This window comes from Gracilibacillus phocaeensis (assembly GCF_900626275.1).
In the GTDB taxonomy this organism is placed as follows: domain Bacteria; phylum Bacillota; class Bacilli; order Bacillales; family Amphibacillaceae; genus Gracilibacillus; species Gracilibacillus timonensis.
Genome location: NZ_LR131141.1, coordinates 342,937 through 356,634 on the forward strand (window position 1 = coordinate 342,937; position 13,698 = coordinate 356,634).

The 13,698-nt window shown below is 38.1% G+C and carries 19 protein-coding genes; 13 read left to right on the forward strand and 6 right to left on the reverse strand.

Features of this window, described 5'->3' with window-relative positions:
• Positions 1 to 9: 9 nt before the first annotated feature.
• The 9 genes from E0E32_RS02075 (at position 10) to E0E32_RS02115 (ending at position 5,845) form a co-directional block, all read left to right on the forward strand.
• A complete protein-coding gene (locus E0E32_RS02075; protein ID WP_130858802.1) occupies positions 10 to 228 on the forward strand; it encodes a heavy-metal-associated domain-containing protein in 219 nt (72 codons plus the stop codon).
• Positions 229 to 302: 74 nt separating this feature from the next.
• On the forward strand, positions 303 to 965 hold the full coding sequence (locus E0E32_RS02080; protein WP_130858848.1) for a Crp/Fnr family transcriptional regulator: 663 nt from the start codon (positions 303 to 305) through the stop codon (positions 963 to 965).
• A 398-nt stretch (positions 966 to 1,363) separates the two neighbouring features.
• Positions 1,364 to 1,654, forward strand: coding sequence for a CD3324 family protein (locus E0E32_RS02085; protein ID WP_130858803.1), 291 nt, complete (start codon positions 1,364 to 1,366; stop codon positions 1,652 to 1,654).
• A gap of 439 nt (positions 1,655 to 2,093) precedes the next feature.
• Positions 2,094 to 2,591 carry an Rpn family recombination-promoting nuclease/putative transposase gene (locus tag E0E32_RS02090; RefSeq protein ID WP_130858804.1) on the forward strand — a complete coding sequence of 166 codons (498 nt, stop codon included), beginning with the start codon at positions 2,094 to 2,096 and terminating at the stop codon, positions 2,589 to 2,591.
• Positions 2,592 to 2,596: 5 nt separating this feature from the next.
• On the forward strand, positions 2,597 to 3,229 hold the full coding sequence (locus tag E0E32_RS02095; RefSeq protein WP_130858805.1) for a FliH/SctL family protein: 633 nt from the start codon (positions 2,597 to 2,599) through the stop codon (positions 3,227 to 3,229).
• Between the two features lie 347 nt (positions 3,230 to 3,576).
• The gene (locus tag E0E32_RS02100) at positions 3,577 to 3,837 is read left to right on the forward strand and encodes a hypothetical protein (RefSeq protein WP_130858806.1); all 261 of its coding nucleotides are present in this window, start codon (positions 3,577 to 3,579) and stop codon (positions 3,835 to 3,837) included.
• 389 nt (positions 3,838 to 4,226) lie between these two features.
• On the forward strand, positions 4,227 to 4,547 hold the full coding sequence (locus E0E32_RS02105; RefSeq protein ID WP_130858807.1) for a PadR family transcriptional regulator: 321 nt from the start codon (positions 4,227 to 4,229) through the stop codon (positions 4,545 to 4,547).
• Entirely contained in the window at positions 4,540 to 5,100 is a 561-nt protein-coding gene (locus E0E32_RS02110; RefSeq protein WP_066187262.1) for an HAAS signaling domain-containing protein, read from the forward strand. Before E0E32_RS02105 ends, E0E32_RS02110 begins: the two co-directional genes overlap by 8 nt.
• Entirely contained in the window at positions 5,093 to 5,845 is a 753-nt protein-coding gene (locus E0E32_RS02115) for a DUF4097 family beta strand repeat-containing protein (RefSeq protein ID WP_066187264.1), read from the forward strand. Before E0E32_RS02110 ends, E0E32_RS02115 begins: the two co-directional genes overlap by 8 nt.
• 93 nt (positions 5,846 to 5,938) lie before the next feature.
• Here the strand turns inward: E0E32_RS02115 and E0E32_RS02120 are convergent, their stop codons facing one another.
• The 4 genes from E0E32_RS02120 to E0E32_RS02130 all read right to left on the reverse strand — a co-directional run bounded on the left by E0E32_RS02120 (position 5,939) and on the right by E0E32_RS02130 (position 8,351).
• A complete protein-coding gene (locus E0E32_RS02120; RefSeq protein ID WP_066187266.1) occupies positions 5,939 to 6,535 on the reverse strand; it encodes a DNA-3-methyladenine glycosylase in 597 nt (198 codons plus the stop codon).
• Positions 6,536 to 6,685: 150 nt separating this feature from the next.
• Complete coding sequence (locus tag E0E32_RS21985; protein ID WP_165444926.1) at positions 6,686 to 7,072, reverse strand: type 1 glutamine amidotransferase family protein; 387 nt, start codon at positions 7,070 to 7,072, stop codon at positions 6,686 to 6,688.
• A gap of 233 nt (positions 7,073 to 7,305) precedes the next feature.
• Positions 7,306 to 7,629 carry an AzlD domain-containing protein gene (locus tag E0E32_RS02125; protein ID WP_066187268.1) on the reverse strand — a complete coding sequence of 108 codons (324 nt, stop codon included), beginning with the start codon at positions 7,627 to 7,629 and terminating at the stop codon, positions 7,306 to 7,308.
• Positions 7,626 to 8,351, reverse strand: a complete 726-nt coding sequence (locus E0E32_RS02130; protein ID WP_066187270.1) for an AzlC family ABC transporter permease — start codon at positions 8,349 to 8,351, stop codon at positions 7,626 to 7,628. The genes E0E32_RS02125 and E0E32_RS02130 overlap by 4 nt, the downstream gene beginning before the upstream one ends.
• Before the next feature lie 75 nt (positions 8,352 to 8,426).
• On the opposite strand from E0E32_RS02130, the gene E0E32_RS02135 reads away from it, so the two are divergent.
• The gene (locus E0E32_RS02135) at positions 8,427 to 8,987 is read left to right on the forward strand and encodes a helix-turn-helix domain-containing protein (protein ID WP_066187272.1); all 561 of its coding nucleotides are present in this window, start codon (positions 8,427 to 8,429) and stop codon (positions 8,985 to 8,987) included.
• On the opposite strand, the gene E0E32_RS02140 is transcribed toward E0E32_RS02135, so the two are convergent.
• Positions 8,988 to 9,863 (reverse strand): LysR family transcriptional regulator, encoded by an 876-nt coding sequence (locus E0E32_RS02140; protein WP_066187274.1) that lies wholly within the window; start codon positions 9,861 to 9,863, stop codon positions 8,988 to 8,990.
• A gap of 102 nt (positions 9,864 to 9,965) precedes the next feature.
• On the opposite strand from E0E32_RS02140, the gene E0E32_RS02145 reads away from it, so the two are divergent.
• The 3 genes from E0E32_RS02145 (at position 9,966) to E0E32_RS02155 (ending at position 12,245) form a co-directional block, all read left to right on the forward strand.
• The gene (locus tag E0E32_RS02145; RefSeq protein ID WP_130858808.1) at positions 9,966 to 10,475 is read left to right on the forward strand and encodes a peptide deformylase; all 510 of its coding nucleotides are present in this window, start codon (positions 9,966 to 9,968) and stop codon (positions 10,473 to 10,475) included.
• Complete coding sequence (locus E0E32_RS02150) at positions 10,472 to 10,909, forward strand: carboxymuconolactone decarboxylase family protein (RefSeq protein ID WP_130858809.1); 438 nt, start codon at positions 10,472 to 10,474, stop codon at positions 10,907 to 10,909. The genes E0E32_RS02145 and E0E32_RS02150 overlap by 4 nt, the downstream gene beginning before the upstream one ends.
• Positions 10,910 to 11,180: 271 nt before the next feature.
• Positions 11,181 to 12,245 carry an NAD(P)H-dependent flavin oxidoreductase gene (locus E0E32_RS02155; protein ID WP_066187277.1) on the forward strand — a complete coding sequence of 355 codons (1,065 nt, stop codon included), beginning with the start codon at positions 11,181 to 11,183 and terminating at the stop codon, positions 12,243 to 12,245.
• 48 nt (positions 12,246 to 12,293) lie between these two features.
• Here the strand turns inward: E0E32_RS02155 and E0E32_RS02160 are convergent, their stop codons facing one another.
• Positions 12,294 to 13,697, reverse strand: coding sequence for a DUF6179 domain-containing protein (locus E0E32_RS02160; protein WP_286171643.1), 1,404 nt, complete (start codon positions 13,695 to 13,697; stop codon positions 12,294 to 12,296).
• Position 13,698: the final 1 nt, after the last annotated feature.

A 13,698-nucleotide genomic window follows, 5' to 3' on the forward strand; every position in this document is an offset into this window, starting at 1 on the left:
GGATTACACATGGAAAAAGTAACGTTGCAATTAAAATCCTTAACTTGCCCGTCTTGTATTCAAAAAATTGAAAATGCGGTTCGCAAGCAGCAAGGTGTAACCAAAGTTAACGTGTTATTCAATGCCAGCAAAGTTAAAGCAGAGATTAATGACCAAGAAACAAGTGCTGCCAGAGTGGCAGAAATCATTGAAAATCTAGGCTATACAGTAGAAAAAATCATAAGATAAACGCTATAATAGAGAAAATAAGTGTATCGCAAGCATGTTTATCAAAGTAGATGAAGTGGAGAAGGGGGATTATGGTGAGTCAGGAACATTTATGTGTAGCTTCCGTACCGCTTTTTGCCCATTTAGATATCGAAGAGCAAAGAAACATTAATCAATTGGTAACGCATCAGGTTTTTGAAAAAGGAAAACAAATTATGACACCAGATGGGGATCCGCAGTTAGTGGTTATCGCTCATGGCAGTATGAAAATGTATCAGCTTTCTGCAAGTGGTCGTGAGCAATTATTAAGAGTTGTAGGTCCCGGTGGTTATGAAGGAGAAAATTTGTTACTAGATGCTCGAAATGAAAATTTGTTTGGGGAAGCACTGGAAAAGACAGAAGCTTGTCTATTAGCATATGAGGATTTTCAACAATTATTACTAACATCTCCACCGTTAAGTCTGAAATTGTTAAAAATGAATGCTGGAAAAATGATGCAAATAGAACGACAAACGCAATTTTTAACGATGGAAAAAGTAGAAGAACGCTTAGTCACTTATCTTCTCAATATATGTAAAGCGACTGAATCGACACAAGTAGACATTCCGATGAAGATGAAAGAATTGGCTTCTTTTTTAGGGACGACGCCAGAAACACTCTCTCGAAAATGGAAATGGCTAGAACATGAAGAATTGATTCAAAGAAAGGGAAATAAAATAAATGTGCTCGATAAAGAAGCTTTAGAAGGTTATTTATGATGAGGACGATATTGCCATCAAGTATGCGCTATTTCATCACACAGAACAACATATCCTTAGTAGGATTTGCAATCAATGGATGAGTGATAAAAAATAATTATAATCGTTTTTGCCCTTGTACAGAGAGAGAATATATGAGTTAATAGAGGTGTCGGACCGATAATATTTCGGAAAGGAGGCTGATTGAAATTGATCACAACATATGAGGTGATTTCCGCCTAGCGGAAATCATAAAATAGGAGGCCGCATTTCTAATTGCGGTCTCCTTTTCATTCTTGATTTAATGTATACAAAATGAAAAGGTTTACGCAAAATAAAATCAAATGAAAGGAGTTTTTATTGATGGAAACTATCCTACATGTTCGATCTATACATCTTCAAAGAAAGGATGTTCTTGCTTGGCCTACAAAAATGGAAAAGAGGTGCTTCCACCTCATTTGTTAAAGGAATTGCAGCAGTATATTCAAGGAGAGCTTATCTATATTCCGAAACAAACGAACCAGCGAGCCAGATGGGGAGAGGCAAATGGATCACGACTTGCCCTGGCTAAAAGAAATAAAGAGATCTATCGGTTGTATAGGGAAGGGTGTTCATTAGAGGAATTAGAACAAACCTATAACTTATCGACGGATAGTATTCGTAAAATCGTTTATAAAGCGCGTGAACATTATTGTGAAATAAATGGATGAAGAGCATGACATTTTCAGGTGAGTGCTTCATGAAAACGTTGTGACCCGAAAATGCCAAGTTACTCCTGTTAAGAGTAGCTTGGTGTTTTTTATTTGCAAAATAGCTCCGGATAAATGGTTATACACAATCCCTCCTGTACTATATTGGCAGGACTGTATAGTAGTAGTAAGATAAAATGTTTTCTTCCATTGTAATACAATGTATATATAAACACTTCAATTAAATGGCCATTTAGCCTAGCATCTCATATTCATTTAAATTCCTTAAAATCTTAATTTGAAGATATTCACCTTTTCAAAAACGGCAAAATAGTCCAGCAGTATTTCCATTATCCAGCCCTTTCCCCATATGAAAATCATCATTTACCATTTTGCCTTTCTCACAAAGAAGCGATAGGATAAATACAAATTTATCATAGCGAGGGGATATGGTATACTAATGTTAACGACAGTAAAAGAAAATACCAATGAATATCGTACAAAACATCCTGATTATGATGGGCTTTGGAAAAAGATCATTGAAGAATTATTTCAAGAATTTATGGCTTTTTTTGCACCCGATTTGTATCCGAAAATTGATTTTGAAAAAGAGATCGATTTTTCCGGAACGGAACTGCTTCCTTTTGATTTGGATACAAGTGAAGGGAAAAGATACACGGATAAACTAGCTAAAGTAACACTGAAAAGTGGAAAAACACAATACGTTCTCATCCATATCGAAGTGCAGGCCGTCGGTAAAGACGAATTTGCCGCTCGTATGTTTAAGTATTTTTATCGAATCTACGATAAAAATGAACACCCGATTTATGCCATTGCCCTTTTGACAGATGCCAGTCAGAAAGACTATAAGGATCAGTTTCATTATTCTTTCTTTGGCACGGAATTAACTTATCACTACAACACTTATCATTTTATGGGAAAAATAAGCAAGCACTGAAAGAATTGACAAACCCCTTCGCTATCGTGGTTCTTGCAGCCATCTACGCAAGCGAAAAAGAAAACAAAAATAAGAAGAGTGATAACTCGCATGAGAGGGAAGAAAAGGAGCAAAACAGGTATCATTTTAAAGAGGAATTGATCGACCTGGCCTTTGAAAAATATTTACACTATCCGACATATCTATCGGCATTATTATATTTCGTTGATTATCTCCTGCAGTTACCACCTGTGTTACAAAAACAATTTTACGAATCGTTACCCATTATACAAAACGAGAAGGAGGAAAAAAACATTATGGGAATGGAACAGTTAAGAGACACCCCGACATTCGGCAGGTTGTTTCGCGAAATCGAAGAAGCAGCTACAAAAAAAGGGATGGCAAAAGGACTAGAGCAAGGGCTGGAACAAGGGTTAGAGCAAGGAATAGAGCAAGGAATAGAACAGGGAAGAGAACAAGGAATGGAAAAAGGTTTAGAGCGTGGCATGAAACGTGGCATGGAAAAAGGGATGGAAGAAGCGGAACAAAATTTTGCTAGAAAGCTGTTAGCCAGGAGTTATTCGAATGAAGAAATATCAGAATTAACTGGTCTGGAGCTGCAGGAAGTAAAAAAACTTCGAAAATCGTTGGAACATTAAGGTGAGAACGAAACAAGTTAATCGCTTGTTTCGTTTTCTTGTTTGTAAAGCCGTTTAGGATATTTAGTCCATACGTTTGCTTATCGAATGTTATGAATGAGTTTTTGGACGATTGAAATAACTTGATTCGTACGCATACTGTATCTATAAACAAATAGATATTAAGAAGGAATGCTGCCAGAATTTCCTTTTCCATTACTGTTTGATTCATACGTTATGGAATAAGATTTCAGAGAATGGCAAATCGGCGCTGGTCGCCCTATATACATAATGAGATAGCTAACGGAACCATTTAGTGGTATGCTATTTAAAGCTAACATCTTTAGCAGAGGTGGAGGAGAAAGCAATTGATAAAAAGAATAATCATAGGATTTTATATGCTCTTATTTGGTTTGTGTTTTCCTAATGTTTTGTCGGCGACGGAAAGTACTACACCATCGGGGATTACGATCACAGACTTGAAAGAATTTGTCGATAAATTATGTCAGCAATTATGTCAGCGCATACATCGGAGAAACGATAGCTGGTGCTGCGATCATTGTCTTAAAAGATCAGGAAAGCTGGAAAGAAATCAGCTCACAAAAATGCAGAAGCTGGTTATTGGCTAACTTGTGTGAGTAGTATCTTGTTTATAGCATGGTTGATTAGCTGGTAGCTGTATGCACTGTGATGATATATAAATACGAGAGTATTTGTTATGGAGGGAGATATAGTAATCTCTCTTTATTATGTGAAACGTATCCTGCAACAAATATCTTCATATCTACCCCTCGTGTATGTTTTACCATTTTTTCTCATATATTTCACAAAGCTCATCCAATACTATCCACTTATCCATTCAGAATAAAACATAAAAACATCAAATCTGACCAATATTGATGTTGGAAAGAAGTAAATTGTTGAACTAATATATATTGAACACTATTATTTATTGAATAATAGTAATCATTGTGTTATAGTATATGTAATCAACTGATTCAGAAAGAGGGTGCTTTCCATGAATGCACAATTTAAAAAGGGAGTGCTGGAACTATGTGTATTAGTGCTGCTGGATAAACGAGATTTTTATGGATATGAATTGATTAAACAGATTACCGAAAATATTGAAATCTCTGAAGGCTCGGTGTATCCCGTGTTACGACGCATATTAAAACAAGGTTACTGTACCACTTACCTTACCGAATCATCAGAAGGACCGAGCAGGAAATATTATCATTTAACGGAAGAAGGAAAGTTGTATTTGCAAGAGCAGAAAAAGGAATATAAACATTTTACACAGGGAGTTAATGCGTTAATGGAGGAGGATGAAAATGAATAAGCATACGTTCATGAATGAATTGAAATATTACTTAAAAGGCTTACCTGATGAAGAAAAAACAGAGATCATACAAGACTTTGAAGAATATTTTGACATAGGGAAAGCAGACGGGAAAAATGAGGAAGATATTGTTCAATCATTAGGATCACCACAAAAGCTAGCCAAGGATCTGCAGGCCACTTATTTGGTAGAAAAGGCCAAAATAGACCGTTCTGCCGGTAGTATCTCCCGAGCCGTTTGGGCAGTAATCGGCCTAAGTTTTTTCAATTTACTGATTGTGCTAGGCCCATTTTTGTTTTTTGCAACACTTATTTTGAGCCTTTGGGTGATGACGCTGTCTTTAATCTTGCAAGTTGCGATGCCGCTTCTTACCTTGGTGATCAGACCTGACTCCTTTTACATGTTTGAGCTATTCTTTTCCATTACGGTAAGCGGTATTGGTGTCTTGCTGTTATTAGCTGTCTATCCGCTGACACGAGTTGCTGGAGCGCTGTTCATTAAATATCTTTCATTTAATATCCGTTTAGTAAAGGGAGGAACCGCTCATGAATAAAGTGAAAATAATTCTTATTATAGCTGGTATGTTACTGATCGTAGGCGTTATTGGTATGGTGGTTACCTTTTCTCCTTACTACGAGGCTGGTAATATAGAGGAATCCGAAACAAAGAGATTAGCTGAAGAAGATATCAGTGCCTTGCAAATAAAGGCAAGAAATACCAATATTTATTTCCAACCAGCAGGAGAGACCGAACCGAGAATAGAATATACTGCCACAGGACGTAATGTGGAGCAGGAAACATTTGAACATTTCATGGATGGAGAAACACTAATCATCGAGATAAAACGAAAATTATTTAACTTCTTTAAAGTGGATTTATTTTTCCAATCCACGTCTACTTTACATGTTTTTCTTCCTGCAGAGGAGTGGGAAAATATCGAGGCTTCTACTATTAACGGTAGCTTGGAGGGTGAACGGATTGACGTTTCTGCTCTGAATGTCCACTCTACTAATGGCAGGATTATGCTGGATTCAATTAGTGGGGATATCGAGGCACAAACAACGAATGGCAGGATTGATATTACAACAGAGTCCTTGGATCAATCCATGGATTTAAAGACGGTCAATGGGGGAGTAACAATTCATTCTAATCAAAAACCAAACAATGTGGTACTAGATTTGCGTACAGTTAACGGTTCTACCAAAGTTTTTGGTACAACAGATTGGGATTCGATGTATGGCAATGGAGAGCATTTGATCAAGGCGCGTACGACAAATGGTTCCATTAGTATTGAATAACAAACATGCGTGAACATAAGAAACAGCCCGACAAGCCTAAGTCGGGTTGTTTCTAACATTCATTTTCCATCGTGAAAGGGAATTTGGTTATGTTTATTTCGAAACAAATGTATTACCTGTGATCCAGAAACGATAGGGATAATCTTTTGCCTCTCCCGAATTGTTTACACCGATCCGTGGTCCACTTTCAACTTTTGTTGGCTGCTTTCCTTTCGCAAGAAAAAGCGGCAGCTCTGTAAAAGTACGACCATAATCGTCTATGTTAATACCTAGTGCTTGGGTGAGTTTACCCGGTCCGCTGGTCAATTGCCGAAGTTGCTGCACAGGCCGGCGTTCCAGCATGTGCTCAATCCCAGTGTAAGGCTCTACCGCGCGAATTAAGACACTTTCCGGGGATTCTTTTTCCCCGCTGACCACATTAATTAAACAGTGATTATGGATCAAATGAGTGTAAACATTTCCAGCCTCTGTATATAAAATTTCGGTTCTTTTGGTTCTGCGCTTGCCAAAGCCATGAGCAGCTCGGTCTGTACTTCCTAGATAGGCTTCTGTCTCGACAATGAATCCTGAACTAGTTCCTTGATCGGTTTGTTTGACCAAGATACAGCCAAGCAAGCTTTGTGCCAATTGTAAAGTAGGCTGCTGATAAAAGGAGACAGGCAGTATTTTGAAATCAATAGCTTGTTCCATGGTATACACTCCTTATACTTGATATACCCATCTTCTTTGGATGATATGCATAATCTCGATAGGGGGGTAGGTAGTATAGAATCATTTGGACAGTCTCGCATTTTCAAAGAAAAACCGTTATCAGGACGTCTGATAACGGTTTTGATAATGTTAGACGTGATACAGGTCACTAGTTTGGTCCCAAAAGCGTTGCTGTGCCATCGCTTGTGTAAATGCGGATCCAAACGGATGCTCTGTACCAATGATCACACCAGGCATATCTTTGATAGCCATTTCCTCAAGCAGATGAACCACTTCTTTTCTAGCGCTTATCGGCTTGAAGTGTGTGTACGTGGTTCTGATAAATTTACGAGCTTGACGATAGAAAGAGTCATTTGCTGCTGTACCACCAACGAGGTATACGCCATCATAGCTTAAAGGCGAATCAGTGAGGGAGTTTTGATCGACTGGATAAGCATATCCGTCGTCGCTACTAACCTCACCAAGATGGACGCTGATAATTACTAGATGCTGTAGTGAGTTTTGATCGTCAACAATTTTTTCCTTCGTTCGAAATCATCTCGTGATTATAGCCATCTCTAATAAAAGGGTTTAGCTGTTCTTTTTTTGTTGCTATTTTTATGATCACACATGAATTTGAAACTCCTTTCCATAGTAACTCTATGTTGTATTTTGCCAAGCAGTTTCAAAACTATGCAAAATAGATATGGAAGCATAAAAAAACTACCCTCCTTCGATGGATAAGAAAGAAAGGCAGCATATAGGGCGCTTCAAAAAATAAAACGGATAGAAGCCATGCAGATAATTCCGAATAAAACAGTAAATGAGAGGCTTTTCGTCCATAATGCCATAAAAAGTGTTGGGATGATCGCGAGAAGTACATACCAATTAATTGTCAGCAGTCCTTCGCCATCTTGTATAAAACTATCAACGATAAGCGCCGTAAAGATGCAGATAGGTATAAAAGACAACCATTTAGTAACCACATCCGGAATGTCCAGTTTTCGCACAGCAATGAACGGAATAATTCGTGGAATAAAGGTTACCACAGCACACCCTAAAATAATTAGTAAAATGGATAGATCCACACTCATTTATCTTTCCACACTCCAATCGTTGCCACCAAGACAGTGGATAAAATAATCGCTATATAAGAAGGCACAAAGAGGGATAATACCAACATCGCGATAACGACGTATACAATTAAGGATAAATAAAGCCTCAATTTTGGTTTTTTAATATTTTCCAGCTGTAATACCAGCAAGGCCAAGAACATAGCCGTTAAGGCAAAATCTAAACCGAATACTTCTGGAGAGGCAATCCATTTCCCAAAAACAGCCCCCACAAGACAGGATAGAATCCAGCACAGATATGCTGTAAGATTTAATCCGTTCATCCATTTATCATTAATAGGTTCGCCACGAAAAATTTTATTAGCGGCCACTCCAAAGGATTCATCGGTAACAAGGGTGCCAATCCCCACATTTTTTAATAAAGAATAAGATTTGAAGTGAGGTGCTAATGTCATACATAATAATAAATGCCGTAAATTAACAATAAACGTAGTAAATACAACAACCAAAAAAGGAGTGCTCGTAGCAAGCAGAGCCGAAATAATAAATTGAGCAGCACCGGCATAGACCAGTATCGATAACAGGCCAACTTCCATGATACTAAGGTTAGAAGCAACACCGACGATTCCAGCTGCGATCCCAATACTTATGTAGCCTATTAATGTGGGGACACAATCTTTTACCCCTTGTAAAAAGGTGAGTTTGTTTGTTTCATTTGTGGATGAGTCAAGGGATGCTTTCATCGTTTTCCTCCTTGTTTGTTATATTAAATATTTGTATGGTATAATAAACAGAAAAAGGAGTCAAGCGATCTACTTATGGATTCTATTCAAGAAATCATCTCTCATAATCTTCTTCATATTCGGAAAAAAAGAGGATTAAGTCTGGATAAGACAGCAGAATTAACAGGTGTCAGTAAAGCTATGCTGGCTCAAATAGAGAAAGGAAGGACCAATCCAACCGTATCTACCTTATGGAAAATCGCAAATGGTTTACAAGTGTCTTTTTCGACGTTTATGAAAGAACCTGAAAATCAAAAGGTGGAAAAAATAACATTAGATCAATTGAAACCGGTACAAGGGGATACGGAACAGTACCTTGTCTATTCCCTTTACCCCTTCCATCCTGACAGGAATTTTGAAATTTATATGATTCAGATCCAACCCGGGTATATACATGTCTCAACAGAGCATTTAGGCGAAGAATATATATTGGTTCAGAACGGTGAACTGACATTACAACTTCCGGATCAAACGTTTGTACTAACGAGTAATGACAGTTTGAAGTTTCGCGCGAATATCGAACATCGTTATATGAATAACACGAACACAGTGGTCAGCTACTATATGATTATTTATTACAGCGATGACCACAATTGATCAGAGAGTTTTTTTCTGTTGAAAACTAGCAACAGCTGCCTTGATCGCCGGTTCCATCTCCCTGCTTTTTTTAAAGATTAAATAGATGGATTGTGATGGAATAGGGACGCTGCTTTGGCATGTGATAGCTTCCAGATAGTCACCATAAGCAGATTCCCTTACTTCATTATCTGAAAGAAATCCAATTCCTTTTAAATCAATGATAAATTGGAACGCTAAATCGCTATGTCCCACTTCCAAACTGGGTTTGATGCTTTGCTTGTTTTCGTTTTCCAACCATGCTTGAAATGAATGTCCCCAATTTAGATATACCCAAGGCAAATTCTTTAAGTCTGAAACACTTGTCGGTTTACAAATGTTTATATCTTGGTGTTGGTATAAAGAAAATGTATCCTTTTGAATAAGGACAGAGGATAACTCTTTACTCATCGGTTTATTATACACAATGCCAAAGTCTATTGAACCATCTAACAAATGTTGGATCACCAAAGGAGAATGATCGGTTTTTAAATGAATGTGTGTATGCGGTTGCATCAGATATAGTTCCTTAATGACCTGTGTATTCATTTTTCTCCATAGTGAATACGCAGCAGAAATCGTTATTTGAAAACCTTCTTCCGCTGTTTCACTGGCCACTCTTTTGGTTTGTTCTCGTAAATCCATCTGACGTTGCAGAAGTGGCAGTAGTTTATCGCCCATGACCGTTAATTGAATATTCCCTTTATTTCTTTTGAGTAATGGCTGTCCGTAAAATGCTTCGATTTGCTGAATTCTTGCAGTTATCGTGGACTGTGTCACATGAAGTATTTCCGCTGTTTTGGTAAAGTTTTTTAATTCTACTACTGTTAGAAAGGTTTTTAATTGTTCATCATCCATTAGACTATTCTCCCATCGAAAAAATCAATCGTAACTATTTAATTATTCGTTTTGTCTATTATACTAGTTCGTGTTTATAATAGAAACAAAGGGGGAAGAGAAATGGCGGTAAAAGAAATTCTCTTATTGGGAAATCCGAAACTTCATGAAACAAGCTCTGTGGTGGAAAAGCATGAACTGGCTGATTTTATGCCAATTATCGAAGATCTTCATGATACCCTAATGGATTTTAAATCGAAGTATGGCGCAGGTCGTGCTATTGCCGCACCACAAATCGGGGTAATGAAAAGAATCATTTACATGTATATCGACAAACCTGTCGTATTTATTAACCCCGAATGGGAGATAAGCAATCATGAAAAGATGGAGGTATGGGATGACTGCATGAGTTTCCCAGACCTGTTAGTGAAAGTGGAGCGCTATAAGGCCTGTACGATGCAATATCGTGACCGCGATTGGGAGAAGAAGGTGATACAAGCTACAGGTGATCTTTCAGAATTACTTCAACATGAGTATGATCATTTAGATGGTATCCTGGCAACCTCAAGAGCTGTCGATGACCATTCATTTGCACTTCGTTCACAAAAACATGGAAAGGGGAACTACGAATGACACAACGAATCAATTATTTTAAAATGATGCCTGAGGTCGTGAAAATGATGAGGGAAATAGAAAAATATACCAAAAAAAGTACAGTTAGCAAAAAGCTGCAAGAATTAATGAAGATTCGAGCTTCACAAATCAATGGCTGTGCCTTTTGTCTAAATATGCACACGGTTGAAGCAAGGAAACTAGGTGAAACAGAACAACGCCTATATTGTATTAGTGCTTGGAGGGATTGTACGTTTTATTCAGAACAAGAAAAAGCAGCATTAGCGTTAACGGAACAGATAACGCTCATAGTAGAAAATCATGTATCAGATGAATTATATCATCATGTGCGTCAACAGTTTACTGAGACGGAATATCTAGATTTACTTGTCTTAATTAATCAAATTAATAGTTGGAATCGGCTTTCTATTGCAACTGGTATGATGGCAGAATAGCTTCAATCAAGTGAGATGAACAGTTAATATATTTTCATAAAATAGCTAGTTCACTCGTCCTGTATCCTGGAAAAATGCAGTCGTTTACAGTTACGGTTTGCTAGAATTAAAAAAGTCAAAATTAGCAACTACTTACCATCTATCAAGTAAGTTTAAGCTCAAGCTTGTTTTATTAGGAAGAATGATACACGTATCTCTGTAAAATATTGCTGCTAAACCATTTGTTAAAATGAATGATTTGATATAATGTTAACTAAAAGGAGGAATGAATATGTGGCATAGCAATAGATTGATGAAGGCGCTAGGTATTCGTTATCCCATTATTCAAGCAGGTATGGCTGGAGGCGTAACTACTCCGGAATTGGTTGCAGCCGTTTCTAATGCCGGTGGACTTGGCACAATTGGTGCTGGCTATTTGAATCTAGAACAGACTCGTGCAAGTATTCGTAAGGTAAAGCAGCTGACAAATAAGCCTTTTGCGGTTAATTTGTTTACTCCGGAAACTCCGGAAGTAGTAGAAAAGGATGTAGCACAGGCCAATGAATGGCTTCGTCCTTTTCGCGAAGCTTTACATATTTCTGAAATTCCAGAAGTAAAAGAAGAACACGCTATCATTTTTGAACAGCAAATCCAAGTTTTGATAGAAGAAGAGGTTCCTGTCTGCAGTTTTACATTTGGAATTCCTGATGCCGACCTTCTGCAACAATTAAAAGTAGAGGATATCTTAGTGATCGGAACGGCAACAACGGTAGCAGAAGCAAAAGCTAATGAAGATAGCGGGATGGACATGGTAGTCATGCAAGGAAGTGAGGCCGGCGGTCATCGTGGCACATTTCTTGGTAGATTTGAAGAGGCGATGATTGGGACTATGGCGCTTATTCCACAAGCGGCCGATCAGGTAACTATTCCGTTGATTGCAGCAGGAGGGATCGCGGATGGTCGAGGTGTCTTAGCCTCTCTTATACTTGGTGCACAGGCAGCTCAAATAGGAACCGCCTTTCTTACTTGCGCGGAAAGTGGTGCAAATGATCTGCACAAGCAAGCTGTTTTGAATAGCAGGGAGGATCAGTCCATGCTCACCTCCTCCTTTAGTGGTAAACCAGCCAGGGGTATTCAAAATGATTTTATGATCAAAATGAAAAAATACGAGCCAGATTTTCCACCATATCCGATTCAGAACACCCTGACCAAATCGATTCGTCGTTTAGCAGGACAACAGCAACGAACGGAATGGATGTCACTATGGTCTGGTCAAAATCCCCGCACATGTCAGGGGCAATCCGCCAAAGACTTGCTAGATGATATGATTAGACAAATCGAGCACATGGCAAGCTAAAGATTGGTTTGGGCAGTCATAGCAATACATAGGGACTGCCCTGTATGGCTATTCAAATTGGTTGCTGCCATACAACGATAAATCTTCCTCATTTATTTGGTAGATAAGAGATCCGATAGTTTGGATACGTGTTTTATTCAATCGCTGCAAAAAAGCAATAAAATGTATTTTCCACTCGTCTTCTGTATCTACTTCCTCTGTCAAAATCACTGAAAAATCCTCCGTACTTTCACGTAATAGCTCATAAAAAACAATTTTGGATAAAATGGCTAACTCAATATTCTCAAGTGCATCAAAAAAAACAGCATATTCCTCGTCAAACAAACAATGTGCGTCTAATATATCCAAGTAATCGTACAAAGAAAAAACCCGTTCGCGGATACGTTGTACTTTTTCTTCTGTCTGATCCATTTCCATCACTTGATCTACCAATTGGCGCATTTGCTGGTCACTCATGCGATCATTGGCATGTAATATAAGGCTGATATTTTTTTCGGGTTGATCGATCTCCCTGATAATTAAACGATCGAAGCTGCCGATTTCGACTGCATTATTTACTCTCTGTACTAATTCATCTCGGTACTTATTGAGATAATGCGTAAGCTCCTGATCGGTTTGTAACGTTTTTTGCAGTTGATCGGTTGCCTCGTGTAGGAGTGCATGTCGTTGACTTGGACGGCACTCCATTAACATTTGGTTCAATTGATTAAATTGCCCCTCTGTTATCTTGACAGAGTTAGCTTTTCCTCCAGATAGTAAAGAGAACACGGCATTGTTCACCACTAATTCGAACAGATTAAACAATTCTATTTGGTAATGGCATCGATTTATTTTACCGAAATTTGTTAATATATAGATTAAATCTTCGTGCAAGAAAAGCTGGCAGAATTTTGTCTCTAAATGTAACCGTTCCAGATATTGTTTGATGTAAAAAACACCTTGTAATTTCATATCATCCATGGCTAACGGATAATCTATACTAGCCATGGTGTTTTGAGCCTCGAACATGATATTATAGTGCTTCAAAAATACGGGTAACGATTCATCAATCGTCATCTGATAAGCATCGACAGGGATATCAAGCTTGCTCTTTTTCACTTTTTGGTAAAGCTGTTTCGTTTCCTCAAAGTAGTGATGTAGTAAGACAATTCCTTTTTCGTGTATCTCTCTTATTGGCTTCTTCTTTAAATGAACGATCGCTTCTTCAGGACTTTTGCATTCAAAAATATAAGTATCCATGGCATATAATAAAGATGCCATCATCCCTTCTGCTGTGTCTGTGGAAACAGAGGTACTTTCACCTTGCGTATGCCGATGTATTAATTGTTGTAGCACCTGTAATATTCCTAATTGAATCTGAATGGCCTGTTCACTAGTAATGATACCGGTACGCAGACCTTCCTGCAGCAGCGACACCGTAAATTGATTTCGTTTTAATCTTGATCGATTCATA